The 24,783-nt window shown below is 72.7% G+C and carries 20 protein-coding genes, 1 tRNA gene and 1 pseudogene; 10 read left to right on the top strand and 12 right to left on the bottom strand.

The annotated features are described in order from the left end of the window. Positions 1-71: 71 nt before the first annotated feature. From ACIO6U_RS31230 to ACIO6U_RS31215, 4 genes are all read left to right on the top strand, one after another. Positions 72-1,703 carry a beta-N-acetylhexosaminidase gene (locus ACIO6U_RS31230; RefSeq protein WP_355343003.1) on the top strand — a complete coding sequence of 544 codons (1,632 nt, stop codon included), beginning with the start codon at positions 72-74 and terminating at the stop codon, positions 1,701-1,703. 267 nt (positions 1,704-1,970) lie between these two features. Further along, a complete protein-coding gene (locus ACIO6U_RS31225; RefSeq protein WP_355343006.1) occupies positions 1,971-2,843 on the top strand; it encodes an FAD binding domain-containing protein in 873 nt (290 codons plus the stop codon). After that, positions 2,840-4,594 (top strand): (2Fe-2S)-binding protein, encoded by a 1,755-nt coding sequence (locus tag ACIO6U_RS31220; protein WP_401724186.1) that lies wholly within the window; start codon positions 2,840-2,842, stop codon positions 4,592-4,594. Before ACIO6U_RS31225 ends, ACIO6U_RS31220 begins: the two co-directional genes overlap by 4 nt. Continuing rightward, positions 4,591-6,900: a xanthine dehydrogenase family protein molybdopterin-binding subunit gene (locus ACIO6U_RS31215; RefSeq protein ID WP_355343012.1), complete on the top strand. Its 2,310-nt coding sequence runs from the start codon at positions 4,591-4,593 to the stop codon at positions 6,898-6,900. Before ACIO6U_RS31220 ends, ACIO6U_RS31215 begins: the two co-directional genes overlap by 4 nt. A gap of 194 nt (positions 6,901-7,094) precedes the next feature. On the opposite strand, the gene ACIO6U_RS31210 is transcribed toward ACIO6U_RS31215, so the two are convergent. From ACIO6U_RS31210 to ACIO6U_RS31195, 4 genes and pseudogenes are all read right to left on the bottom strand, one after another. After that, complete coding sequence (locus ACIO6U_RS31210) at positions 7,095-7,850, bottom strand: isocitrate lyase/phosphoenolpyruvate mutase family protein (protein WP_401724182.1); 756 nt, start codon at positions 7,848-7,850, stop codon at positions 7,095-7,097. Between the two features lie 44 nt (positions 7,851-7,894). Continuing rightward, positions 7,895-8,341, bottom strand: a complete 447-nt coding sequence (locus ACIO6U_RS31205) for a carboxymuconolactone decarboxylase family protein (protein ID WP_355343018.1) — start codon at positions 8,339-8,341, stop codon at positions 7,895-7,897. A 109-nt stretch (positions 8,342-8,450) separates the two neighbouring features. Then, positions 8,451-9,134 carry an NADPH-dependent F420 reductase gene (locus ACIO6U_RS31200; protein ID WP_401724179.1) on the bottom strand — a complete coding sequence of 228 codons (684 nt, stop codon included), beginning with the start codon at positions 9,132-9,134 and terminating at the stop codon, positions 8,451-8,453. Positions 9,135-9,365: 231 nt separating this feature from the next. After that, a pseudogene (locus ACIO6U_RS31195) lies at positions 9,366-9,521 on the bottom strand (protein-L-isoaspartate(D-aspartate) O-methyltransferase); the annotation flags it as partial. Between the two features lie 201 nt (positions 9,522-9,722). Between ACIO6U_RS31195 and ACIO6U_RS31190 the strand changes: the two are divergent. After that, a complete protein-coding gene (locus ACIO6U_RS31190; protein WP_401724177.1) occupies positions 9,723-10,709 on the top strand; it encodes a twin-arginine translocation signal domain-containing protein in 987 nt (328 codons plus the stop codon). 125 nt (positions 10,710-10,834) lie between these two features. Here ACIO6U_RS31190 and ACIO6U_RS31185 read toward each other — a convergent pair. Continuing rightward, a tRNA-Cys gene (locus ACIO6U_RS31185) sits at positions 10,835-10,909 on the bottom strand. A gap of 312 nt (positions 10,910-11,221) precedes the next feature. Here ACIO6U_RS31185 and ACIO6U_RS31180 point away from each other — a divergent pair. The 4 genes from ACIO6U_RS31180 to ACIO6U_RS31165 all read left to right on the top strand — a co-directional run bounded on the left by ACIO6U_RS31180 (position 11,222) and on the right by ACIO6U_RS31165 (position 16,948). Beyond that, positions 11,222-12,646, top strand: coding sequence for an MFS transporter (locus ACIO6U_RS31180; RefSeq protein ID WP_401724283.1), 1,425 nt, complete (start codon positions 11,222-11,224; stop codon positions 12,644-12,646). A gap of 180 nt (positions 12,647-12,826) precedes the next feature. Next, positions 12,827-14,617 carry a DEAD/DEAH box helicase gene (locus tag ACIO6U_RS31175; protein WP_355343030.1) on the top strand — a complete coding sequence of 597 codons (1,791 nt, stop codon included), beginning with the start codon at positions 12,827-12,829 and terminating at the stop codon, positions 14,615-14,617. Between the two features lie 242 nt (positions 14,618-14,859). Continuing rightward, on the top strand, positions 14,860-15,600 hold the full coding sequence (locus tag ACIO6U_RS31170) for a helix-turn-helix domain-containing protein (protein ID WP_355343033.1): 741 nt from the start codon (positions 14,860-14,862) through the stop codon (positions 15,598-15,600). 553 nt (positions 15,601-16,153) lie between these two features. Beyond that, positions 16,154-16,948: a S16 family serine protease gene (locus tag ACIO6U_RS31165; RefSeq protein WP_355343036.1), complete on the top strand. Its 795-nt coding sequence runs from the start codon at positions 16,154-16,156 to the stop codon at positions 16,946-16,948. 7 nt (positions 16,949-16,955) lie between these two features. Here the strand turns inward: ACIO6U_RS31165 and ACIO6U_RS31160 are convergent, their stop codons facing one another. The 7 genes from ACIO6U_RS31160 to ACIO6U_RS31130 form a co-directional block, all read right to left on the bottom strand. After that, complete coding sequence (locus ACIO6U_RS31160; RefSeq protein WP_355343039.1) at positions 16,956-18,281, bottom strand: MFS transporter; 1,326 nt, start codon at positions 18,279-18,281, stop codon at positions 16,956-16,958. 158 nt (positions 18,282-18,439) lie between these two features. Next, a complete protein-coding gene (locus ACIO6U_RS31155; RefSeq protein WP_188284047.1) occupies positions 18,440-19,051 on the bottom strand; it encodes a helix-turn-helix domain-containing protein in 612 nt (203 codons plus the stop codon). Between the two features lie 129 nt (positions 19,052-19,180). Beyond that, positions 19,181-20,152, bottom strand: a complete 972-nt coding sequence (locus ACIO6U_RS31150; RefSeq protein WP_401724171.1) for a glycine betaine ABC transporter substrate-binding protein — start codon at positions 20,150-20,152, stop codon at positions 19,181-19,183. Then, positions 20,149-21,096 carry an ABC transporter permease gene (locus ACIO6U_RS31145; RefSeq protein ID WP_401724167.1) on the bottom strand — a complete coding sequence of 316 codons (948 nt, stop codon included), beginning with the start codon at positions 21,094-21,096 and terminating at the stop codon, positions 20,149-20,151. Before ACIO6U_RS31145 ends, ACIO6U_RS31150 begins: the two co-directional genes overlap by 4 nt. Further along, entirely contained in the window at positions 21,093-22,388 is a 1,296-nt protein-coding gene (locus tag ACIO6U_RS31140; protein ID WP_355343048.1) for a betaine/proline/choline family ABC transporter ATP-binding protein, read from the bottom strand. The genes ACIO6U_RS31145 and ACIO6U_RS31140 overlap by 4 nt, the downstream gene beginning before the upstream one ends. Further along, positions 22,381-23,028: an ABC transporter permease gene (locus tag ACIO6U_RS31135; RefSeq protein WP_355343051.1), complete on the bottom strand. Its 648-nt coding sequence runs from the start codon at positions 23,026-23,028 to the stop codon at positions 22,381-22,383. Before ACIO6U_RS31135 ends, ACIO6U_RS31140 begins: the two co-directional genes overlap by 8 nt. 41 nt (positions 23,029-23,069) lie before the next feature. Continuing rightward, positions 23,070-23,540 (bottom strand): Lrp/AsnC family transcriptional regulator, encoded by a 471-nt coding sequence (locus ACIO6U_RS31130; RefSeq protein ID WP_093716663.1) that lies wholly within the window; start codon positions 23,538-23,540, stop codon positions 23,070-23,072. A gap of 124 nt (positions 23,541-23,664) precedes the next feature. On the opposite strand from ACIO6U_RS31130, the gene hppD reads away from it, so the two are divergent. Continuing rightward, entirely contained in the window at positions 23,665-24,780 is a 1,116-nt protein-coding gene (gene hppD / locus ACIO6U_RS31125) for a 4-hydroxyphenylpyruvate dioxygenase (RefSeq protein WP_355343054.1), read from the top strand. The last annotated feature ends 3 nt before the right edge of the window (positions 24,781-24,783 follow it).

Below are 24,783 nucleotides of genomic sequence, written 5' to 3'. Positions count from 1 at the left end.
GAACGGTCCTCGGCCAGGCAGCTGCGGGATTGGTCTATGCCAATCGCGGATTACGGGTCAGGATGGCCCCCATGGACCTCATTCCGGCCCCGCGCCATCAGACCCCGTACGGCACCGACGACGCCTTCGTCCTCGGGCCCGAGACGACCCTCACCGCGACCCCCGGCGCCGAAGGCGCCGCGCGCTGGCTGCGCGGAGTGCTCGCGGCAGCGACGGGCCTGCCGCTGGCGCCGGTGGAGCCGTCCGGGAAGGACGTGATCCGGCTGGCGGTGGACGACGCGGTGGCCAGGGACCTGGGCCCCGAGGGCTACCGCATCATGGCCGCGCCCAACTCCGGCGTGCACGTCTTCGGCGGGAGCCCCGCCGGCGTCTTCTGGGGCGCGCAGACCCTGCGCCAGCTCCTGGGGGCCGACGCCTTCCGCCGGGCGCCCCTGGGGGAGCGCGAGTGGCGCGTGCCGACCTGCCAGATACAGGACGCCCCCCGCTTCGCCTGGCGCGGCTTCATGCTCGACGTGGCACGGCACTTCATGCCGAAGGACGTCGTGTTCAAGTACCTCGACCTGATGGCCGCCCACAAGCTGAACGTGCTGCACTTCCACCTCACCGACGACCAGGGCTGGCGGGTGGAGATCAAGCGCTACCCGAAGCTGACCGAGGTCGGCGCGTGGCGCGAGCGCACGAAGGTCGGGCTGCGCGAGTCGCCGCTGTGGGACGAGCGCCCGCACGGCGGTTACTACACCCAGGACGACATCCGCGAGATCGTCGCGTACGCCGCCGAGCGGCACATCACCGTCGTCCCCGAGGTCGACATCCCCGGCCACTCGCAGGCCGCCATCGCCGCGTACCCGGAGCTCGGCAACACCGACGTCGTCGACACCTCGGCCCTCTCCGTGCTGACCACGTGGGGCGTCAACCCCAATGTGCTCTCGCCCGCCGAGAGCACCCTGCGCTTCTACGAGAACGTCTTCGCCGAGCTGCTGGAGCTGTTCCCCGGCGAGTTCTTCCACGTCGGCGGCGACGAGTGCCCCAAGGACCAGTGGCGCGCCTCGCGTTCGGCGCAGGAGCGGATGCAGGAGCTGGGCCTGGAGGACGAGGACGAGCTGCAGAGCTGGATGATCGGCCACTTCGACCACTGGCTGACCGAGCGCGGCCGGCGGCTGATCGGCTGGGACGAGATCCTGGAGGGCGGCCTCGCCGAGGGCGCCGCCGTGTCGTCGTGGCAGGGATACGCCGGCGGCATCGCGGCGGCCAAGGCCGGGCACGACGTGGTGATGTGCCCCCAGACCCATGTCTACCTGGACTGGCGGCAGTCGGAGGACCCCGAGGAGCCGGTGCCGATCGCGCACGCCCGCGGCCTGGAGGACGTCTTCCGCTTCGAGCCGGTTCCGCCGCAGCTCACCGAGAAGGAGGCGGCGCACGTCATCGGCACCCAGGCCAACATCTGGACCGAAGTCATGGACTCCGTACGGGTGCTGGACTACATGGCCTTCCCGCGGCTCGCCGCCTTCGCCGAGGTCGCCTGGTCGGACCTGCCCGCCGCCGACGAGCGCGACTGGCCGGAATTCGAAGCCCGGATGCGGACCCACTACGCCCGACTGGACGCCCTGGGCGTGGAGTACCGGCCGCCGGGCGGCCCGCTGCCGTGGCAGCGCCGCCCCGGCGTCCTCGGCCGTCCCAAGGACGGTCCGCCCCCGATCGTGTGACTGATTCCGCAACTTCCGCACCCGGCGCGGGCGGAGCTGGCACGGTGGAGTGGCGTACCGTCGCAACACACCCGAAGGATGGCAATTCCGGCACAGCGGTTGATTCCGTCAGAGCCGTACGATCGCGCCCGTGACGGACGGATCGGTACTTCGTGGACCCTCGCGTTGACCACCGTGGAACATGTGCCAGAGTTGCCACGTCCAGGCTGTGAGCACGTACGGTACGGCTACCGCGCGACGGAGGAAGGCCGGGAAGGGGCAGGCTGCGTGAGCACGTATGCACGGCGGACGGCGGAGAACGTGACGCTGCCGTCCTCGCTCGACGAGGCGGTGGAGGCGCTCGCCGCCATGCCCAGCGCCGTGCCCGTCGCAGGCGGCACCGACCTGATGGCGGCGGTGAACTCCGGGCTGCTGCGCCCGGACGCGCTGGTCGGCCTCGGCCGGATCAGTGAGATCCGCGGCTGGCAGTACGCGGACGGCGCGGCGCTGCTCGGCGCCGGACTGACCCACGCGCGGATGGGGCGGCCGGACTTCGCCGCCCTCATCCCCGCGCTCGCCGCCGCCGCCCGCTCCGCGGGACCGCCGCAGATCCGCAACGCGGGCACCCTCGGCGGCAACATCGCGACCGCGGCCCCGACCGGCGACGCCCTCCCGGTGCTCGCCGCGCTGGAGGCCAGCGTCATCGTCGCCGGACCCGAGGGCGACCGCGAACTCCCGGTCAGCCACCTGCTCACCGGCATGGACCCGCTGCGCCCCGGCGAACTCCTCGCCTTCGTGAGGATTCCGCTGCTGCACGCGCCGCAGACCTTCCTCAAGGCCACCGGGCGCACCGGGCCGGGGCGCGCGGTGGCCTCCGTCGCGCTCGTGGTCGACCCCGCGCGCCGCCAGGTGCGCTGTTCGGTGGGCGCGGTCGCGCCGGTGCCGCTGCGGCCCCTGGAGGCCGAGCAGTGGGTCGCTGGCCTCATCGACTGGGACGGCGACCGCAATCTCGCCCCCGAGGCGTGCACGGCCTTCGGCGAGTACGTGGCCGCCGCGTGCATCCCGGACCAGGAAGGTGTCGAACTGCCGCCCGCCGCCGTCCAGCTACGCCGTACCGTGGCCGCACTGTCCCGTCGAGCGCTCGGGAGGGCACTGGCATGACCGACCAGCCGCAGCCGCAGCCGGGCGCACCCGGCACCGACGACAGGTCGGGCACGTCCGGCGGGTCCGGCACGTCGCCCGGCACGTCGGGGACCTGGCAGCCCGTGCCCGGCGGCGGGGACTACGACCCCGACCAGACCATGCACGTCTCCTTCGCGGCCCAACTGCCGCCGGAGCCGCGGCCGGGCGAGGACCCGCTCGGCGCGCACGGCCCGGCGGGACCGCCCGTCACCGGTGAGGGCGACCCGGTCACCCAGTGGTCGATCCCGGTCATAAAGGACGACGCGGACGGCGACTCGGGGGAGTTCTCCGTCGGCTCCTTCGCCTCGCCGTGGGACCAGGCGCCGTCGCCCGCGCCCACGCAGTCCTTCCCCGCCGGGATGTTCGGGCAGGGCGCGGCGGCCGCCGCGCAGGCCCAGGCGGCCGCTCAGGCCGCCGCCCAGGCGCAGGCCGGGCAGGGCACACCGCAGGACCAGCTCACCGGGCAGTGGGACTTCAGCGGCGTCGGCACCGGCATCGACCCCGGCACGGGCCTGGGCACGGGCCTGGGCGCGGGAGTTGACGAGGGGCTGCCCTGGCCGCCCACCCAGGCCGCCTGGTCCGCCGCCGTCGACGACCCGGAGGGCCCGCCGCCCGGCGCGGGCCACCAGGCCACCGCCGACAGCGCGTTCACGCACACCGGCCACGACGCCGACTACGGCACCGGCCACGACCCGGCGGCCAGGACGCGCGCCCCCGGCGACCCCGAGAGCCCCGGCAGCGCGGGCGCGCTGCACGACCCCGAGGGCCTGTCGGACGGCCTCACCCCGCTCACCGGGATCGGCGCGCTCGACGGCGTCGACGGCCTGTCCGCGCTCGACGGTCTCAGCGGCCTCGACGCCCTGCCGGGCGGCCTGGACGGCCTGTCCGCGCTGCCCGCGCTCGACGGCGGCGAGGAACTGGTGGCGAACGGCCACGTACCGGACGGCCTCGCACCGGACGGCCACGTACCGGACGGACTCGCGCCGGGCGAACTGCCCCCGGCCGGGCCGCTCCCCGACGCCGTGGACGGCCCCGCGCCCGACGGCCTCGCCCCCGACCCCCTCGCCCCGGATTCCGGTACGGCGGAGGCGGACGGCGACCTCGCGGCCGACGAGGCCGAGCGGGAGCCGGAGCCGGAACCCGTCGAGGAGACCCACAGCGAACACCCCCTCGCCTCCTACGTTCTGCGCGTCAACGGCGCCGACCGCCCGGTGACCGACGCCTGGCTCGGCGAGTCGCTGCTCTACGTGCTGCGCGAACGCCTCGGCCTCGCCGGCGCCAAGGACGGCTGCGAACAGGGCGAGTGCGGGGCCTGCTCCGTCCAGGTCGACGGCCGTCTGGTCGCCTCCTGCCTGGTGCCCGCGGCCACCGCGGCGGGCAGCGAGGTCCGTACCGTCGAGGGCCTGACCGTGGACGGCCGCCCCTCCGACGTCCAGCGCGCGCTCGCCGAATCCGGCGCCGTACAGTGCGGCTTCTGCATCCCCGGCATGGCGATGACGGTGCACGACCTGCTGGAGGGCAACCACAAACCCACCGACCTGGAGACCCGCCAGGCGCTGTGCGGCAACCTCTGCCGCTGCTCCGGCTACCGCGGCGTCCTCGACGCCGTCGACCAGGTCATCGCCGCCCGCGAGGCCGCCGCCGACGACCCCGACAACCCGGCGTCCGCGGCCTCCTCCACCGCCGCCCGCGTCCCGCACCAGGGCGGCCCCTCGGGAGGCGCCGTATGACCGGCATCATCGACGGACCGGGGCCCGTCGCGGAGACCCTGGCGGGCGCCGGGGCGGTACGGGGGATCGGCGCGTCGCTGCCCTCGGCCGACGCGCTCCAGAAGGCGCAGGGCACCTACCCGTACGCGGCGGATCTGTGGGCCGAGGGGCTGCTGTGGGCGGCCGTGCTGCGCTCGCCGTACCCGCACGCGCGGATCACCCGGATCGACACCAGCGAGGCCGTCGCGATGCCCGGCGTGCGGGCCGTCGTCACGCACGAGGACGTGCCGGGCGACGCGATGCACGGCCGCCGGGTCGCGGACCGCCCGGTCTTCGCCGAGGACCTGGTGCGGCACCACGGCGAGCCGATCGCCGCCGTCGCCGCCGACCACCCCGACACCGCCCGGCTGGCCGCCGCCGCGATCCTCGTCGAGTACGAGGTGCTGGAGCCGGTCACCGACCCCGAGAAGGCGTTCGCCGCCGAGCCGCTGCACCCCGACGGCAATCTGATCCGGCACATCCCGCTGCGCTTCGGCGACCCCGACGCGATCGGCGACGTCATCGTGGAGGGCCTGTACCGGGTCGGCCGCCAGGACCCGGCCCCGATCGGCGCCGAGGCCGGACTCGCCGTCCCGCGCCCGGACGGCGGCGTCGAGCTGTACGTCGCCTCCACCGACCCGCACGCCGACCGCGACCTGGCCGCCGCCTGCTTCGGCCTCGAACCCGACCGCGTCAAGGTCGTCGTCACCGGCGTGCCCGGCGCGATGGGCGACCGCGAGGACTCCGGCGTCCAGCTCCCGCTCGGCCTGCTCGCGCTCAAGACCGGCTGCCCGGTCAAATTCGTGGCCACCCGCGAGGAGTCCTTCCTCGGCCACGCCCACCGCCACCCCACCCTGCTGCGCTACCGGCACCACGCCGACGCCGAGGGCCGCCTGGTCAAGGTCGAGGCGCAGATCCTGCTCGACGCGGGCGCGTACGCCGACGCCTCCTCCGACGCGCTCGCCGCCGCCGTGGCCTTCGCGGCCGGTCCCTACGTCGTCCCGCACGTCTTCGTCGAGGGCTGGGCCGTACGCACCAACAACCCGCCGTCCGGCCACGTACGCGGCGAGGGCGCGCTCCAGGTCTGCGCCGCGTACGAGGGCCAGATGGACAAGCTCGCCGCGAAGGTCGGCCTGGATCCGGCCGAGATCCGGATGCGCAACGTCCTGGCCACCGGCGACCTGCTGCCCACCGGCCAGACCGTCACCTGCCCCGCGCCCGTCGGCGAGCTGCTGAAGGCCGTACGCGACGCCGAGCTGCCCCCGCTGCCCGACGGCGACGACGAGTCGCAGTGGCTGCTGCCCGGCGGCACCTCGGGCGCGGGCGAGCCGGGCGCGGTACGGCGCGGGGTCGGCTACGCGCTCGGCATGGTCCACGTGCTCGGCGCCGAGGGCGCCGACGAGGTGTCGACCGCGACCGTACGCGTCCACGACGGCCGCGCCACCGTCATCTGCGCCGCCGTCGAGACCGGCCAGGGATTCACCACGCTGGCGCGGCAGATCGTCCAGGAAGTCCTCGGCATCGACGACGTCCAGGTGCTGCCGTCCGACACCGACCAGCCGCCGTCGGGACCCTCCGCGCGCGGACGCCACACCTGGGTGTCCGGCGGCGCGGTCGAGCGCGCGGCCAAGATGGTCCGCACCCAGCTGCTCCAGCCGCTCGCCGCCAAATTCGGCATGTCCGTGGAGCTGCTGTCCATCGCCGACGGCAAGATCACCTCGTACGACGGTGTGCTGTCCACCACCGTCGCCGAGACCCTCGACGGCAAGGAGCTGTGGGCCACCGCGCAGTGCCGCCCGCACCCGACCGACCGGCTCGACGACACCGGCCAGGGCGACGCCTTCGTCGGCCTCACCTTCTGCGCGATTCGCGCCGTGGTCGACGTCGACATCGAACTGGGCGCCGTGCGCGTGGTCGAGATGGCCGTCGCCCAGGACGTCGGCCGCATCCTCAACCCCCGCCAGCTCGCCGCCCGCATCGAGGCCGGGATCACCCAGGGCGTCGGCCTCGCCCTGATGGAGGACCTCCGCGCCCCCCGAGGCATCGTCAAACGCCCCAGCCTCACCGGATACTCCCTGCCGACCGCCCTCGACGCCCCCACGGTCCGCATCATCCGGCTGGTCGAGGAGCGCGACGTCCTCGCCCCCTTCGGCGCCAAGGCCGTCTCCGCGGTCCCCGTCGTCACCGCCCCCGCCGCGGTGGCCGCCGCCGTCCGCGCCGCCACCGCCCGCCCCATCCCCCGCCTCCCCATCCGCCCCCAAGCCGCGGTGGTCAAACCCCAGAACTAGCGCCTGTCCGGCGGATCATGGGCGGTCCAGGCGGCGCCTGGTACGTGCGAGCGCAAGGCGCCGGGGCGGCCTCGTAGCGGAGCTATCCGGGGCGGGTTGAGCTTGTCAGGGGCGCGGCCGCGGCTGAGCGTGCCGGTCCACCGCGGCCCTGGACAACGTGGCCCGGCGCCTTTACGCGGCGCACGCCAGGCGGGTCACAGGCGCATGCCGGTCGCCATGTCGCGGACGGCTTCCAGGGCTTGTTGCTGGAGGCCGCCGCCGAAGGTGACGCGGGTGGCGCCGAGGAAGGCCAGCTCGCGGGGGGAGGGCCCGCCGGGACGGCAGAGGGCGTTGAGGGGGAGCGGGACGGCTTCGGCGATCTCGGCGAGGAGGGCGGGCGGGGCGAGGATCGGGTAGACGCAGTCGGCTCCGGCGGCGGCGTAGAGCAGCCCGCGCTCGACGGCGGCGCCGGTCGTACGGTCGCCGCGCAGAAACGTGTCGATGCGCGCGTTGACGACCAACGCGTCCCCGGCGGCGGCGCGTACGGCCGCGAGCCGGTCCGCCTGCCGCCGGGGCTCGACCAGCCCCCTGGACCCCGGCTCGGAGTCCTCCAGATTGCACCCGACGGCCCCGGCCTCCAGCAGCCGCTCGACCAACTCCTCGGGCGCCAGCCCGTATCCGGCCTCGACGTCGGCCGACACGGGGACGTCCACGGCGCGGGTGATCCGCCGGATCGCGGCGAACATCTCGTCGGCGGGCGCCTCGCCGTCCTCGTACCCCAGCGACGCCGACACCCCGGCGCTGGGCGTCGCCAGCGCCGGGAAGCCCGCGTCCGCGAACACCCGCGCGCTGGCCGCGTCCCACGGCCCGGGCAGCACCAACGGATCGGCGGCGTCCCGCCCGTGATGCAGCGCCAGCAGCGCCTTCGCGCCCCCCGCCCCGGCCCCGGCCACGCCCCCCGCCCCGGCCACGCCTCCCGCCCCGGCCCCGACCTCGGCCCCGGCCCCCGCGCCGCTCACGCGCTCGCCGCCGGCTGCGTCCTGAACGTCACGTTGAACCGGTTCCACGCGTTGATCGCCACGATCGCGGCCCCCAGGCGCGCCAACTCGTCCGCGTCGAAGTGCTCCGCCGCCCGCGCGTACACCTCGTCCGGCACGAACCCGTCCGTCAGCAGCGTCACCGCCTCCGTCAGCGCCAGCGCCGCCCGCTCCTTCTCGCTGTAGACGCCGTCGACCTCTTCCCACGCGCTCAGCAGGAAGATCCGCTGGTCGCTCTCCCCGGCCTTCCGCGCGTCCTTGATGTGCATGTCCAGGCAGAACGCGCACCGGTTGATCTGCGACGCCCTGATCTTCACCAGTTCCGCGACCACGGGGTCGAGCCCCTTCGCCGCCGCCTGGCTGAACCCCAGCATCGCCCGGAACGCGTCCGGCGCGTGCTTCGCGTAATCCACTCGCTCACTCATACCGACGACGCTACGGCCTGATCGCCCCGCGCCGTTGTACCACTCCCGCCCCAAATCCCTGGGCCAATCGCGGCGGGAGCGGACGGGCGGCCCGGCTTCGGGCCCGGCTTCAGCTCTCCGCCGCCGCCAGGGCCGCCTCGATGTCGGCGACGGAGGCCGGCGCGGGGGGCTCGGCCATGAAGTCGGCGACCGACTTGTCCGCGTAGGGCAGCCCGTACGCCGCCGTGCCGGGCTGGAACCGCCGGCCCTCGGCGAGCGGCCCGGCGTCCACCGTGTCGAAGCCGAGCAGATCGAGCAGCTCAGCGGCGTGCGCCTTCGCGTCGGCGTCGTCACCGGCGATGGGCAGGGCGCTGCGGTCGGCCGCTCCCGCCGGACGCGGCAGCGCCGCCAGGTGCTTGAAGAAGATGTTGTTGAACGCCTTCACCACGTGGGCACCGTCCAGATACCCCTGGAGCAGCCCGCTGTCCGTGGTCTTCTTCTCGACCAGGTCGGCGATGTCGCCGTCGCGCTGCGGGTAGTAGTTGCCGGTGTCGATCACGGTCTTGCCCGCCAGCGGCTCCCGCGGAATCCGCGGGTACGCCTTGACCGGGACCGTCACCACCACCCAGTCCCCGGCGGCGGCGGCCTCCGCCGCCGTGCCCGCGCGGGCTCGTGGACCGAGCTCCGCGACGAGGTCCGCGAGGGTTTCCGGCCCCCGTGAGTTGCTGAGCACCACATCGAGCCCGCTGTCGACCGCCAGCCGGGCCAGGGTGCCGCCGATGTTTCCGCTGCCGATCAGTCCCAAAGTCGCCATACCGGCGGCAACCGCCACGGCCACGTCAGTATTTCCGCCGGTCCGGTCGTTCACCCTGTCAGCGGCGCCGGTGCGGCCCGAGTGCGAGGAGCACGTCGCCGAGCTGGGCGGCGGTCAGGGGTGGCGCGGGCAGGGTTTTCGCCTTCGGCGGCGTCTTCGGCAGGGGCTCCGGCCCGGCCCGGAAGCCGTCCAGGAGCCTCTCCCCGCTTCGTGCCTGGAGAGTGATGTCGCTCAGATACCCCAGGACTCGGCCGGATCGTCCAGCCACACGTACTGCCCGTCGGCGTCGACCGTCAGCCCGAAGCGCTCGACCCCCGGCTTTCCCCGGCCCGTCCACCAGCGGAAGGCGGCCTCCACCTCGTCCCACAGCCGACGCGGCCCGTACTGGACGGCCGCTGGTTCGACCGGGAGAACCTCAAACGCTGGGAAACCGAACGCCGTTTACCCGTCCCCGCCTGGCACCCCCTGCTGGCGAAGGCGTACGGCCTGCCGGTGGAGAAGATCGTCCGGGCGGTCGCGGCGAGTAAGCAGTGGCGCAGACTTCGGAACCGCCCGGATAGTGGTGAGGGGGGAGAGGAGGGCACGGAGGTGGACCGACGAAAGTTCCTCGGCGCGGCGGCAGCGGCAGCGGCGGCGACGGGTGCGGTGGCTCTGCCCGGCATCGCGGAAGCGCGCCAGGGCATCAACGCGGCGCTGACTGGCTCCGATGCCGGTGACCTCGCCTATCTCGACGGTGCTATCGAGCGGCACCGCGGCGGCTATCGCGGCCGTCCTCCCACCGTTGTCCTGACGCAGATGCGCGACGACCTCGACCTGTTGCGCGATGTCCTGAGCCGTCCGCACGCGGCTGCCGCGCGAGCCGACCTTGCCCGAACGGCCGCTGGCATCACCGGGCTTGTGGCGATCATCCAGCACGACCGCAGCGATCAGCGCGACGCGCACGGTTGGTTCAGCACCGCCGAGCAGGCCGCCCGCGAGTCCGGCGACCGGCAGATGCTCGCCTGGGCACTGGCACGGCACGCGATGGTGCCCCTCAACTACGGTGCTCCGAAAGCCGCCGCCGATCTCGCGGGTCGTGCCCGCGCCGAGGCCGGGCAGAGTCCGTCCGCCGCTGCGGCCCTGGCGGCGGCCGTCAGCGCCCGCGCCCTCGCCGCCATCGGCGACCGGCAGGGAGCACTCCGCTCCGTCGCCGACGCCCGCCTCATCGCGGAACACCTGGACGGCACCCAGGCCGCCGACACCTGGTTCGGCTACCCGCTCCAGAAGCACCACGTCCACCTCTCCCAGGCGTTCACCCTCCTCGGCCGCACACGGGAGGCGTACGCCGAGCAGGAGGCCGCCCTCGCCCTCACCCGGACCCCGTCCGTCATGACCCGCGCCCTGCTGGAGATGGACGCCGCGCTCTGCCTCCACACCGACGGCGACCCCACCGGGGCAGCCGACAAGGCGGTCGCCGTCTGGGAACGGCTCCCCGAGGCGTACCGCGACGGCCTCGTCCGAGCCCGCGCCGAGACCTTGCACCAAGTGCTTCCCGGCGCCGCCCACGCCAGGCTCGGCGAAGCACTCGCGAGCTGATGACCGGGAGACGTGGCCGAGAGGCTGAGACGTTCGGCGGGTCCGGGACTGAGACGGGAACGGACAACCAGAAGGGCGGCACCCTCATCGGGTGCCGCCCTTCTGTTTGCCTGGTCAAAGGCGACTGGAGGCCGTGACCGGAATCGAACCGGCGTAACTCGCTTTGCAGGCGAGTCCCTCAACCACTCGGGCACACGGCCAGGTGTGTGTGCGGTGTGGTTCGACCTTCGCGGGTGGGGCGGGGGTGGGTCAAGGGTGGGGGAGGGGGTGCAACGGGACTGCCATACGGCGTTCATGAACGGGGGCGCGGGCCGGGGCGGGAACGCGGCCGGGACGGAGGTGGGACGAGGGCGGGGCGTAGGGCGAAAGGCGGAGGGAAAGGGGGTCGCAGGGCAGGGGTGAAAGGGGCTGATGCCCCTTACCCTTGGCTGGTGACTGCCTCCGACACTCGCCGTGACCAGCGGCTTCCTGGAATCGACCCCGAGACCGCCCCGGACGCGCCGGAAGGCGTGATGGGGCGGTCGTACCGCGCGCTGACCCTGGGCATCGTGTCGGTGGTGCTGATGATCGCGTTCGAGGCGACCGCGGTGGGGACGGCGATGCCGATCGCGGCGCGGGAGCTGGACGGTCTCGGGCTGTACGCGTTCGCGTTCTCGGGGTATTTCACGACGTCGCTGCTCGCGATGGTGGTCAGCGGGCAGTGGTGCGACCGGTCGGGGCCGCTGCCGCCGCTGGCGGCGGGCATCGGCGGCTTCGCGGCGGGACTGGTGATCAGCGGGACCGCGCAGTCGATGTGGCCGTTCGTGCTCGGCCGGGCCGTGCAGGGGCTCGGCGGCGGGCTCGTGATCGTCGCGCTGTACGTGGTGGTCGGCCGGGCGTATCCGGAACGGCTGCGGCCCTCGGTGATGGCCGCCTTCGCGGCCTCGTGGGTGGTGCCGTCGATCGTCGGGCCGCTGGTGTCGGGGACGGTCACCGAACACCTCGGCTGGCGCTGGGTGTTCCTGGCCATCCCGGTCCTGGTGGCGCTGCCGCTCGCCGTCATGCTGCCGCCCCTGCGGCGGGCCGCGCACGCCCCCGACCCGGCCCCCGACCCGGCCCCCGAGACGCTGCCCGAGGCCCCCGAGCCGGTCGCGCCGCCCGTACGGGACGGGCGGCGGATCTGGTACGCGGTGGCGCTCGCGACGGGCGCGGCGCTGTTGCAGTACGCGGGCCAGGACATCAGCCCGCTCTCGGTGATACCGGCCGTCGCGGGCATCGTGCTGCTCGTACCGTCCGCGCTGCGGCTGCTGCCGCCCGGCACCTTCCGCGCGGTGCGCGGGCTGCCCACGGTGATCCTGATGCGCGGGATCGCGGCGGGCACCTTCATCGCCGCCGAGAGCTTCATCCCGCTGATGCTGGTCACCCAGCGCGGCCTGTCCGCGACCATGGCGGGTCTGTCGCTGGCGGGCGCCGGGCTCACCTGGGCGCTCGGCTCGTACGTCCAGGCCCGCCCGCGCCTGGCGCCGGTCCGCGAACGCCTCGCGCAGTTCGGCATGGTGCTGTCCGCCGCCGCCATCTGCGGCGCCTGCCTCGCCCTCGTCCAGTCCGTACCGGTGTGGATCGTGGCCGTCGCCTGGTGCGCGGGCGGCCTCGGCATGGGCCTGGTCATCTCCACCCTCAGCGTGCTGATGCTGGAGCAGTCCGCCCCCGCGGAGGCCGGCGCCAACTCCGCCGCCCTCCAGGTCTCCGACGCCCTCTCCAACGTCCTCCTGGTCGCCGCCGCCGGCACCGTCTTCGCCGCCCTCGGCGGCGGCACCGTCGGCGCCACCGCCGACGCGAGCACCACCACGACGGCACACCCCGCGGCCTTCGCCGCCGTCTTCCTCCCCGCCGCCGCCCTGGCCCTCGTGGGCGCCTTCGTAGCGGGGCGCCTGCGCCCCCACCCGAAATCGGCGTGAGACCGACCGCCTGCGCCCGGGACGGCGTATCACCGTACGAGACGGCGTCCGCGCGCCCGTATGTGAGCTGAGTCGCACACGGGCGGCGCGGTGGCGTCGGGACAGGGGTGAGGGGGTGCGGCCGGTAGGCTGAGGCGGTTTTCGTACCGACCCGCCGCGAGACGAACCTCAACGGAGACCGTGACTACCACCGCCGCATCGCACCCGCACCATCTGTCTCCCGCCTTCCCCGGGCGCGCGCCCTGGGGGACGGCGAACAAGCTTCGGGCCTGGCAGCAGGGGGCCATCGACGCGTACGTCGCCAAGCAGCCGCGGGACTTCCTCGCGGTGGCGACACCCGGCGCCGGGAAGACCACCTTCGCGCTGTCGCTGGCGTCGTATCTGCTCCACAACCACCTGGTGCAGCAGATCACGGTGGTGGCGCCCACCGAGCACCTGAAGACGCAGTGGGCGGACGCGGCGGCGCGGATAGGGATCAAGCTGGACCCGGAGTACAGCGCGGGCCCCGTCGGCAAGGAGTACCACGGCGTCGCCGTGACGTACGCGGGCGTCGGGGTGCGGCCGATGCTGCACCGCAACCGCTGCGAGCAGCGCAAGACGCTGGTGATCCTGGACGAGATCCACCACGCGGGCGACAGCAAGTCGTGGGGCGAGGCGTGCCTGGAGGCGTTCGACCCGGCGACGCGGCGGCTGGCGCTGACCGGGACGCCGTTCAGGTCGGACACCAACCCGATCCCCTTCGTGGTGTACGAGGAGGGCAACGACGGCATCCGCCGCAGCGCCGCCGACTACACGTACGGGTACGGCAACGCGCTCAACGACGGCGTCGTGCGCCCGGTGATCTTCCTCAGCTACAGCGGCAACATGCGCTGGCGCACCAAGGCGGGCGACGAGATCGCGGCGCGCCTGGGCGAGCCGATGACGAAGGACGCCATCGGGCAGGCGTGGCGGACCGCGCTCGCGCCGACCGGCGACTGGATCCCGAACGTGCTGAAGGCCGCCGACCAGCGGCTGACCGAGGTCCGCAAGGGCATCCCGGACGCGGGCGGCCTGGTGATCGCCACCGACCAGGACTCGGCCCGCGCCTACGCCAAGCTGCTCAAGGAGATCTCCGGGCACAAGCCGACCGTCGTGCTCTCCGACGACCCCGGCTCCTCCAAGCGGATCGAGAAGTTCAGCGAGTCCGAGGACCGGTGGATGGTCGCGGTCCGGATGGTGTCGGAGGGCGTCGACGTGCCCCGCCTCGCGGTCGGCGTGTACGCCACGACGATCTCGACGCCGCTGTTCTTCGCGCAGGCCGTGGGCCGTTTCGTACGGTCGCGGCGGCGCGGCGAGACGGCGTCGGTGTTCGTTCCGACCATCCCGATGCTGCTGGAATTCGCCAACGAGATGGAGGTCGAGCGCGACCACGTGCTCGACAAGCCCAAGAAGCAGGGCGAGGAGGACCCCTTCGCGGAGGAGGACAAGCTCCTCGCGGACGCGGAGAAGGCCGAGGACGAGGCCACCGAGGAGGACATGCTGCCCTTCGAGGCGCTGGAGTCCGACGCGGTCTTCGACCGGGTGCTGTACGACGGGGCCGAGTTCGGCATGCAGGCGCATCCGGGCAGCGAGGAGGAGCAGGACTACCTCGGCATCCCCGGACTCCTCGAACCGGACCAGGTCCAGATACTGCTGCAGAAGCGGCAGGCCCGACAGATCGCCCACAGTCGGAAGAAGCCGGACGAAGAGGCCGATCTGCTCGAACTCCCCGCCGAGCGGCGCCCGATCGTCACCCACCGCCAACTGCTCGAACTGCGCAAGCAGTTGAACACGCTCGTGGCCGCGTACAACCATCAGAGCGGTAAGCCGCACGGGGTGATTCACACCGAATTGCGCCGTGCGTGCGGCGGGCCGCCGAGCGCCGAGGCGACGGCGGGACAGCTCGGCGAGCGGATCAAGAAGGTGCAGGAGTGGGCGACCCGAATGCGATGATGTCGGCCGTATTGTAGAGGGTGGATCTCCAAAGTCGGGTCAAGCCGACGCCCGGATTGTGGACGACCCCTTCCGCTGAGCGGTACCCGCTCGCTACGGTGCCGGTCACGCACGCGCCGTGGCAGTGCAGCCGCGGAGCGCAGCCGGTATGACGACTACCGGCGGCCTCTCCGCGCACTGCCGCGGGACCGGCAGTGCGTTACCGCCGTGGAGATGGCCGCCGCCTACGAGGAGGGGGCGTCGTGACCGCGGAGACGTCTCAAACGCTTGACCGGGGCCTGCGGGTTCTCAAGCTGCTCGCCGACACCGACCACGGCCTGACGGTGACCGAGCTGGCCGCCAAACTCGGTGTGAACCGGACGGTGGTCTACCGCTTGCTGGCCACGCTGGAGCAGCATTCGCTGGTCCGCCGTGACCTCGGCGGCCGGGCGCGCGTCGGACTGGGCGTGCTCGGTCTGGCCCACCAGGTGCACCCGCTGCTGCGCGAGGCCGCACTGCCCGCGTTGCGCTCGCTCGCCGAGGAGATCGGGGCGACCGCCCACCTGACCCTCGTCGACGGCAGCGAGGCGCTGGCCGTCGCCGTCGTGGAGCCGACCTGGACCGACTACCACGTGGCCTATCGCACCGGCTTCCGGCACCCGCTGGACCGCGGGGCCGCGGGGCGCGCCATTCTCGCCGGGCGGGGCATGCAGCCGACGCCCGACGGGTCGCGCTGGGAGCGGTTCGTCGAGGAGGAGTCCCTGGGCGCCCGCCCGGCCGAGGGGCCGCCCGCCGCCCATACCGTCACCGCGACCGAGCCGGTCCGGTACGTCCTCACCCACGGCGAGCTGGAGGCCGGTGCCAGCGGGGCCGCCGCGCCCCTCCTTGGCGTCCCCGGCATCGAGGGGAGCGTCGGCGTCGTCATGCTCGCCGACTCGGTCCCGGAGAGGGTCGGTGCGCGCGTCGTGGAGGCCGCCACGGAGGTCGCCGACGCCCTGCGCTAGGGCGCTGAGCCTCCCCACAAGGGTGCGCCCCCAGGCCCCCGGGCCCGTGCCGGGTCCTTTGCCGGGACGCCGGCTACGCGTCTTCACGGGCCCGGCCCAAGGGGGCTCCTTTGCCGGGACGCCGCTACGCGTTTTGGGCTGCTGCCCCGGGGCGGTTGTTTTGCTGGGGGCGGTGGGCCGTGTTTTGGGGGGCGCGGGGGACTGCGCGGCCAGCCATGATGCTGCCGCAGGTCACCACCCGCCCCGGTGGGGCGGTTCGGTTGTGTCCGGGCCACCGGCCGGTGGTGGGTTGCTCGCGCAGTTCCTCGCGCCCCTGAGGGGGCGCTGGTCGTGCGTGCGTGCGGGTAGCTGGGGCCCGGCCCCGGGGCGGTTGCTTTGCCGGGGGCGGTGGGCCGTGCTTTTAGGGGCGCGGGGAACTGCGCGGCCAGCCATGATGCTGCCGCAGGTCACCACCCGCCCCGGCAGGGCGGTTCGGTTGTGCGCGGGCCACCGGCCGGGTTGGGGTGCGGGGGCGTGGCCGCGAGGGCGGGGGGTGTGAAATAGGGTCGGCGGCATGCGTAGAAGCAGCGTCTCCCGGCGGACCGTGACTCTGGCCGTCTGCGGAGCAGTCACGGCCGGGCTGCTGGCCGTCGCGGCCCTCGCCCCGCTCCCGATCTCGATCGTGGAGCCGGGGCTGACGGCGAACGTGCTGGGGGCGGACCAGGGGACGCAGGTGATCACGGTGAGCGGGACACCGGTGCGCAGGACGAGCGGGCAACTGCGGATGGTGACGATCCAGGCGACGTCACCGGACGCCTCGGTGCACGTCACCGACGTGCTGAAGGCGTGGTTCAAGAAGGACCAGGCGGCGATGCCGCGCGACTCGGTCTATCCCACCGGCGGCTCGGTGAAGGAGATCGAGAAGGCGAACCGCAAGGAGATGACCGACTCGCAGGACGCGGCGACGACGGCCGCGCTCAAGCACCTCGGGCTCTCACCGTCCAAGGTGAAGGTCGATCTCCAGCTCGCCGACGTCGGCGGCCCCAGCGCCGGGCTGCTCTTCGCACTCGGCATCATCGACAAGATCAACGGCGACGGCCACGGCGGCGACCTCACCGGCGGCCGGACCATCGCGGGCACCGGGACCATCGACGCCTCGGGCAAGGTCGGCGCGGTCGGCGGGGTGCCGCTGAAGGAGCAGGCCGCCCGCCGCGACGGCGCGACCGTCTTCCTCGTACCGCGCGGCGAGTGCTCCGACGCCAAGGCGGAGCTGCCCGACGGGCTCAGGCTGGTCCCGGTCAACGACCTGGACGGCGCGCTGGCGGCCCTGGCCGCCCTGGACAAGGGCGGAAAGCTGCCGACCTGCTAGACGGCGGCTAGACCGACGCCCGCGCGGCGCCCGGCGACACGGCGGGCTCGTCGCCGGGCTCGTCGTTCCAGTGCCGGAAGGCGGGCAGGACGAGCGGGCTCAGCGTCGTGAGCAGATAGACGGCGCTGACGGTGGCCATGGCGGTGCGCAGGCCCGCGTACTGGACGAGGAAGCCGCCGAGCAGGCCGCCCAGCGGCACGGCGACCAGGACGCCGGAGGTGACGGCGCCGAAGACGCGGCTGCGCAGCCGCTCGGGGACCAGGCGGACCATCTCGGTGCCGATCATCGGGTTCAGGACCCCGGCGGCCAGCCCGCACACCGCGCAGGTGACCAGGAGCGGGGTCAGACCGGGCACGAAGGCGGCCACGGCCGTCCGGGGGAAGCCGCTGATGAGGAACGCGCCGATGTAGAGGCCGCGTTGCGACACCCGGTGGCCGACGACGCCGTACGTCAGCGAGCCGATCAGCGCGCCGCCGCCGAAGGTCCCGGCGACCAGGCCGACGCTCACCGAACCGCCCAGGTGCTCGCGGGCGTCCACCGGCAGCAGCACCGCCGACCACGCCTGGTCCAGCGCGTTGGTCACCATCACCATCACCACGATGGCGAACAGCAGCCGCGCGGCCACCAAGTAGGCGAATCCCTCGCGCAGTTCGGCCCGGTAACTGCCGGCGGACTCCTTCGGCGGCTCCGGCGCCTCCGCCGGCGTCCGGTCCCGTACCCCGATCCCGATCAGCACCGCGGACACCGCGAAGGTCGCCGCGTCGACCAGCAGCGTATTGGTGGCGCCCATCACCGAGATGAGCACGCCCGCCAGCGGGGCGCCGAGCATACGGGCGCCGCGCGACGCGCCCTCGTACGCGCTCGACGCCCGCGCCACGGTGGTGTCGGCGCGTGCGGCGAGCCGGGGCATCAGCACCTCGCGGGCGGTCTCGCCGGGGGCGTGGAAGAGGCCGCTGACGCCGACCAGCGCGAGCAGTTCCCAGTAGCGCAGCCCGACGGTCAGATGCAGCAGCGGTACGGCCGCCATGGCCGCCGCGCACACCACGTCCGACACGACGCTCGTGACCGCGTAGCCGAGCCGGTCGATCAGCGGGCCGCCCAGGATCGCGGCGAGCACGACCGGCAGGGTGGCCGCGAAGGCGACCAGACCGGCCCGCGCCGGGCTCCCGGTGGTCTCCAGCACGAACCACGGGACGGCGACGACGGTGAGCATGTTCCCGGCGATCGAGACCACGTTGGCGGCCAGCAGCACCCCCAGCGGGCGCCGGTCGCGGGCCGGTCCCGACCCGTCGGGCCGGTGGTGGGCGTGCGGTATCGCGGTGCGTGCGGGCATGGCGAATTCCCCCGTGACGATGGGTCGTTGATACGGAGTGACGGAGCTACGGAATTACGGGCCGGTACGGACAGGGAGCCGGTACGGACAGGGAGCCGGTACGGGTACGGATACGGCTGCGCGTGCGGTGACGGCGCGCGCGGCGCGGGGGAGCGGGGTCAGTCGGACGCGATCGGGAACTCGTGGAACTGCACCCGGACCCGCTCACCCTCCGGCCCGTCGGTCTCCCGCTCGCGGAAGGACTCCACGAGCGCGTGCACCCGCTCGCTCAGCTCCACCGCGTCCTGCGGCGTGAGGCGCAGCGTGAAGCGGCTGGAGTCCCACGCCTCCTGCCAGACCTTCGGCCAGGTGTGCATCGTGCTCATCCAGGTCGCCACCTGCTCGGCGCTGCTGGTGGCGTGCTCGACCAGGAAGGTGCTCATCGCGGCGCGCACCTCGGGGTCGGGGTGGCGGACGAACTCCCCGATGCTGTCGAAGCGTTGGCCCCGGTGCACCGCCTTCCACCAGCGCTCGCGCGCGGTGCCGCGGCCGGGGTCGTCCTCGACCAGGCCGAACGAGGCGAGCTGGCGCAGGTGGTAGCTGGTCGCACCGCTGGACTCGCCGAGCCGGTCGGCCAGTTGGGAGGCCGTGGCGGGGCCGCGGTCGCGCAGCGCGGCCAGCAGCCGCATCCGCAGCGGGTGGGCGAGGCCGCGCAGCGACCTGGCGTCGAGGGTCAGCAGATCCTCGTCCGAGATCGGGCCGATCGGCACCGCGTCCTTCTTGTCCGTCATGGACACCACCTTAAGCGCGTGCAAAGCACCTTTGCAACGCTCTTTTGCAAAACAGCTTTGCATCCACCCCAGAGCCGTACCCCAGAGCCGTACCCCCGGCCCGTACCCCCCGAGCCCCGCATGGCCCCCTCACCCGTTCTTGATGAAGCCCTCCGCGATCAGCCACTTCTTCGCCACGTCGTGCGGGTCCTGCCCGTCCACGTCCACCTGGGCGTTCAGCTTCTGCGCGACCGCCGTGTCCAGCTTGGCGCTGATCGGGTCGAGGAGCTTGGCGATGGCCGGGTACTTCTTGAACGCCTTGCTGTAGATGACGGGCGCCGCGTTGTAGTTGGGGAAGAAGTGCTTGTCGTCCTCCATGACGGTCAGGTGCATCGACTGGATGCGGCCGTCGGTGGTGTACACCTCGCCCAGCAGGCAGGAACCGTTCTTGTTCACCTGGGTGTAGATGATCCCCGCGTCCATCTTCTGGATCCGCGAGCTGGGGATGTCCATGTCGTACGCCTTCATCATGCCGGGCAGCCCGTCCTGCCGGGAGGCGAACTCGTTCTCCACGCACAGCGTCACGGCCTTGGGGTCCTTCTTCGCCAGCGCGGCCACGTCGGAGAGCGTCTTGAGGTGGTACTTCGCGTTGTTGCGTTGGCTGACGGCGAGCGAGTACGTGTTGTTCAGCGTGGACGGCGGCAGCCAGGTCAGGCCGTTCTTCAGGTCCGCGTCGTGCACGGCCTGCCACTGCGCCTGGGGGTTCTTGATGGGTTCCGTGTGCCCCAGATACGTGATCCAGGCGGTGCCGGTGTACTCGTACATCGCGTCCGCCTGACCGGACTTGACCGCCTCGCGGGCGCCGATCGAGCCGGTGATGTTCGTCCGGTCCAGCACGCTCGCGCCCGCCGCCTTGAAGGCGAGGCCGATCATCTCGCCCAGGATGATGTTCTCGCTGAAGTTCTTGGACGTGATCACCAGGTGGGCGCCCTTGAGGGGTTCGCCCTGCCCGATCGAGCCCGGTTTGACGTTGTCCACCAGCGGGCTGCCGCTGGTCAGCCCGCAGGACGCCAGCAGGGCGGCGCCGCAGAGCGCCACGAGCCCCGTACGCCGCCGCGTCACGCCGTCACCTCCAGGCCGCGGGGGCGCATCAACTGCTCGGCGACCGAGGCCAGCCAGTCCACGAACAGCGCGAGCACCACCGTCAGCACCGAGCCGAGGATCAGCACCGGCATCCGCTGGTTGACGATGCCGGAGGTGATCAGGTCGCCGAGGCCGCCGCCCCCGCCGAAGGTGGCCAGCGTGGCGGTGCCGACGTTGAGCACCAGCGCGGTCCGCACGCCCGCGAGGATCAGCGGTACGGCGAGCGGCAGTTCGACCTTGGCGAGCACGCCGGGCGCCGACATGCCGATGCCGCGCGCGGCCTCCACCAGCGTCGGATCGATGGCCTTGAGCCCCGCGACGGTGTTGGAGAGCACCGGCAGCACCGCGTAGGCCACGATGCCGATGATCGCGGTGCGGGCGCCGATGCCCAGCCAGATCACCAGCAGCGCCAGCAGGCCGATCGCCGGGGTGGCCTGGCCGATGTTGGCGAGCGCGGTCACGAACGGCGCGACCCTGCGCAGCCGCCGCCGGGTCAGCGCGATGCCGACGGGGATGGCGATCACCAGCACCCAGAAGGTGGAGATCGCGGTCAGCTTCACGTGCTGCCAGAGCCGGAGCTGCACATTGCCGTCGTCGAGCGAATTCTTCTCGATCGCGTCCAGGTGGATGTTGGTGATCCACAGATACGTGGCGAGCAGCACGGCGGCCAGCACGACCGGGGTGAACACCAGCTTCCGCCACGTCAGTTTGGGCTTCGGCCTGGTCGCGGCGGGCGCGGTCCCGCCCTCGTGCTCCTCGTGCTCCGTACCGCCGTCGTCGTCGCGGAAGGCCAGGCCCCGCACGTCGTGCTCGCCGGGGGGACGGCGCTCCCCGGCGTCGCGGGTGTCCCGGCCCGACGGGTGGGACCGGCCGCCGTCGGCGCGGCTGGCCCCCGTCGCGCGGTCCGGGCTGTCCGGGCTCATGACGCCGGCTCCGCGCCCGCCGCGCCCTCCTGCTCGGCGCGTGCCCGCTCCTCCTCGTGTCCCTGCCCGGCCTGCGACTCGGCCAGTTCGTGCTGGTGCTCCATCGCGGTCAGCCGGTCGGCCTCCAGCATCTCCTGCACAGAGTTCATCAGCGTCTCCATGTCGACCACGCCCACGAATTCGCCGCGCCGCCCGGTCACCGCCACCCGCCCGCCGCTGTCGGTCAGCACCGCCTCCAGCGCGTCCCGCAGCGTCGCGTCCCGCGTCACCGTGTCGTGCACGACCGTGCCCGCCCGCGCCAACGACCCCTTGGCGCGCATCAGATCGCCGCGCCGCAGCCACTTGTACGGGCGCCGCCGCCGGTCGAGCAGCAGCAGTTCGTTGTGCTGGCTGGTGCGCAGCCGCTCGAAGACCGACTGCAACGGCTCGTCGACGCCCACCGCGGGGAAGTCGGCGATGCCGACATCGCGCACGCGGGTGAGATTGAGCCGCTTGAGCGCCGCGCCGGCGCCGACGAAGCCGGACACGAAGTCGTCGGCCGGGTTGGTGAGAATGGCCTCCGGCGTGTCGAACTGGGCGATGTGCGAGTGCTCGCGGAGCACCGCGATCCGGTCGCCCAGCTTGATCGCCTCGTCGAAGTCGTGCGTGACGAAGACGATCGTCTTGTGCAACTCGTGCTGGAGCCTGATCAGTTCGTCCTGGAGGTGGTCGCGGGTGATCGGGTCGACCGCGCCGAACGGCTCGTCCATCAGCAGCACCGGCGGGTCGGCCGCCAACGCCCGTGCCACGCCCACGCGTTGCTGCTGTCCGCCGGAGAGCTGGCGCGGGTAGCGGCCGTGGAACTCCCGCGGGTCCAGGCCCACCAGGTCGAGCATCTCCTCGACCCGGTCCTTGACCCGCGACTTGCTCCAGCCGACCATCTTCGGCACCAGCGCGATGTTCTCCGCGACCGTCATGTGCGGGAAGAGACCGGACGACTGGATGGCGTACCCGACCTTGCGGCGCAGCTTGACCGGGTCGATCGCGGTGACGTCCTCGTCGTTGATCCTGATCCGCCCGGACGACGGCTCGATCAGCCGGTTGATCATCTTCAGCGTGGTGGACTTGCCGCAGCCGGAAGGGCCCACGAAGATCACCGTCTCACCGGCCTTGATCTCCATGCTGACGCTGTCCACGGCCGGGTCCTGGCTGCCCGGATAGCGCTTGGTCAGGTTCTCCAGCTCGATGGTGGCGCCCGCCACCCCGGCGGGCGCCGGCTGCTCCCGGTCCTGCGGTGACCACTGCTCAGACACGGATCCCCCTCGGAATGGTCAGACGGCCGATGCCCACGTACGCGGCGTCGAAGAGCAGCGCGAGGACGATGATGCCGAGCGTGCCGGACAGCACCTCGTTGAGCGCGTTGGCGCTGCCCAGCGACGCGATGCCGCGGAAGATCTCGTTGCCGAGGCCGGGGCCCGAGGCGTACGCGGCCACCGCCGCGATACCCATCAGCATCTGGGTGGCGACCCGGATACCGGTCAGGATCGGCGGCCAGGCCAGCGGCAGCTCCACCCGCAGCAGCCGGGCCACCCGCGACATGCCGATGCCCTTGGCCGCGTCCACCAGCGCCGGGTCCACACCGCGCAGCCCGACGATGGAGTTGCGGACGACCGGCAGCAGCCCGTACAGCGTCAGCGCGGTCACCGTCGGCGGCACGCCCAGGCCCAGGACCGGGATCAGCAGACCGATCAGGGCCAGCGACGGGATGGTGAGGATGGTCGCGGTCGAGGTGACCGCGAGATTGCCCGCCCAGTCGCTGCGGTAGGTCAGGACACCGATCAGGACGCCGATCACGGTCGCGAGCACCATGCACTGGAACACGGCGCTGGCGTGCTGGAAGGCGTCGGTGAGCAGTTGCTGGTGCCGGTTGGAGAGGTACTGCCAGAAGCTCACCGCGCCGCCACCTCCCCGTCTCCTTCGACCGCGTGGCGCGTCTACGTGTCGCGCGCCGCCTGCTCCACCAGCGGGATGATCCGCAGCGGGACCGGGTTCTCCATGACGATGGCCGTGGCGGCCCGGACAATCCCATCAAAGCCGACAACGCGGTCGATCACCCGCTGGAGATCGGCGTTGGAACGGGCCACCAGACGGCAGAGCATGTCGCCCTGACCGGTCGTGGTGTGCAGCTCCAGCACCTCCGGCACGGTGGTCAAGTGCGCCCGTACGTCGGCCCCTTGGCCCTGCTTGATCTCCAGCGTGGCGAACGCCGTCACCGGATAGCCGAGCGCCGCCGGGTCCACCTGCGGGCCGAAGCCGCGGATCACCCCATTGGCCCTCAGCCGGTCGAGCCGCGCCTGCACCGTGCCGCGCGCCACCCCCAGCCGCCGGGACGCCTCCAGCACGCCGATCCGCGGCTCCCGGTCCAGCAGCGTGATCAGCCGCCCGTCCAGCGCGTCGATCCCCATACCCCGCCGCCTTCCGTGGTCATGCTGCACAGATTGACCCGTCGATCCTCGCTTCCGCTGTGCAGACTGTCCACTGAAATCCGGAACTATTGCGCACCCTGACAAGCGGCGGGACGCTTTTGTCATGACTGAGACCCAGGATGCTTTCCCGGTAAAGGGCATGGACGCCGTCGTCTTCGCCGTGGGCAACGCCAAACAGGCCGCGCACTACTACTCCACCGCTTTCGGCATGCGCCGCGTCGCCTACTCGGGACCCGAGAACGGCAGCCGCGAGACCGCCTCCTACGTCCTGGAGTCGGGCGGCGCGCGCTTCGTGTTCACCTCCGTCATCAAGCCCGCCACCGACCACGGCCGCTTCCTGGCCGACCACGTCGCCGCCCACGGCGACGGCGTCGTCGACCTCGCCCTGGAGGTCCCGGACGCGCGCGCCGCGTACGCGTACGCCGTCGAGCACGGCGCCACCGGCCTCACCGAGCCGTACGAGCTGAAGGACGACCACGGCACCGTCGTGCTCGCCGCCATCGCCACGTACGGCCAGACCCGGCACACCCTGGTCGACCGCACCGGCTACGACGGCCCCTACATGCCGGGCTTCGTCGCCGCCGAGCCGGTGGTCGAGCCCCCGGCGCGGCGCTTCTTCCAGGCCATCGACCACTGCGTCGGCAATGTCGAACTCGGCCGGATGAACGAGTGGGTGGCCTTCTACAACCGGGTCATGGGCTTCACCAACATGAAGGAATTCGTCGGCGACGACATCGCCACCGAGTACTCGGCGCTGATGTCCAAGGTCGTGGCCGACGGCACGCTCAAGGTGAAGTTCCCGCTCAACGAGCCGGCCGTCGCCAAGAAGAAGTCCCAGATCGACGAGTACCTGGAGTTCTACGGCGGCCCCGGCGTCCAGCACATCGCGCTGGCCACCAACGACATCGTCGCCTCCGTACGCGCCATGCGCGCCGCCGGTGTCGAATTCCTCGACACCCCCGACTCCTACTACGACACCCTCGGCGAATGGGCGGGCGAGACCCGCGTCCCCGTCGAGACACTGCGCGAACTCAAGCTCCTTGTGGACCGCGACGAGGACGGCTACCTGCTCCAGATCTTCACCAAGCCGGTCCAGGACCGCCCGACCGTCTTCTTCGAGATGATCGAGCGCCACGGCTCCATGGGCTTCGGCAAGGGCAACTTCAAGGCCCTGTTCGAGGCGATCGAGCGGGAGCAGGAGCTGCGCGGCAACCTCTGATCT

It is taken from the genome of Streptomyces sp. NPDC087422, assembly GCF_044744145.1.
In the GTDB taxonomy this organism is placed as follows: Bacteria; Actinomycetota; Actinomycetes; order Streptomycetales; family Streptomycetaceae; genus Actinacidiphila.
Note: the sequence above shows the minus strand (reverse complement) of the source record. Positions and strands in the feature narration are given on the sequence as shown.

Excerpts from the sequence above, each read along its gene's own strand:
- ACIO6U_RS31145 (WP_401724167.1), bottom strand. The coding sequence starts at position 21,096 with ATGAGCCCGGACAGCCCGGACCGCGCGACGGGGGCCAGCCGCGCCGAC.
- ACIO6U_RS31215 (WP_355343012.1), top strand. The coding sequence starts at position 4,591 with ATGACCGGCATCATCGACGGACCGGGGCCCGTCGCGGAGACCCTGGCG.
- ACIO6U_RS31130 (WP_093716663.1), bottom strand. The coding sequence starts at position 23,540 with ATGGGGATCGACGCGCTGGACGGGCGGCTGATCACGCTGCTGGACCGG.
- ACIO6U_RS31200 (WP_401724179.1), bottom strand. The coding sequence starts at position 9,134 with ATGGCGACTTTGGGACTGATCGGCAGCGGAAACATCGGCGGCACCCTG.
- ACIO6U_RS31205 (WP_355343018.1), bottom strand. The coding sequence starts at position 8,341 with ATGAGTGAGCGAGTGGATTACGCGAAGCACGCGCCGGACGCGTTCCGG.
- ACIO6U_RS31155 (WP_188284047.1), bottom strand. The coding sequence starts at position 19,051 with ATGACGGACAAGAAGGACGCGGTGCCGATCGGCCCGATCTCGGACGAG.
- ACIO6U_RS31160 (WP_355343039.1), bottom strand. The coding sequence starts at position 18,281 with ATGCCCGCACGCACCGCGATACCGCACGCCCACCACCGGCCCGACGGG.
- ACIO6U_RS31230 (WP_355343003.1), top strand. The coding sequence starts at position 72 with ATGGACCTCATTCCGGCCCCGCGCCATCAGACCCCGTACGGCACCGAC.
- ACIO6U_RS31220 (WP_401724186.1), top strand. The coding sequence starts at position 2,840 with ATGACCGACCAGCCGCAGCCGCAGCCGGGCGCACCCGGCACCGACGAC.
- ACIO6U_RS31165 (WP_355343036.1), top strand. The coding sequence starts at position 16,154 with ATGCGTAGAAGCAGCGTCTCCCGGCGGACCGTGACTCTGGCCGTCTGC.
- ACIO6U_RS31180 (WP_401724283.1), top strand. The coding sequence starts at position 11,222 with ATGGGGCGGTCGTACCGCGCGCTGACCCTGGGCATCGTGTCGGTGGTG.
- hppD (WP_355343054.1), top strand. The coding sequence starts at position 23,665 with ATGACTGAGACCCAGGATGCTTTCCCGGTAAAGGGCATGGACGCCGTC.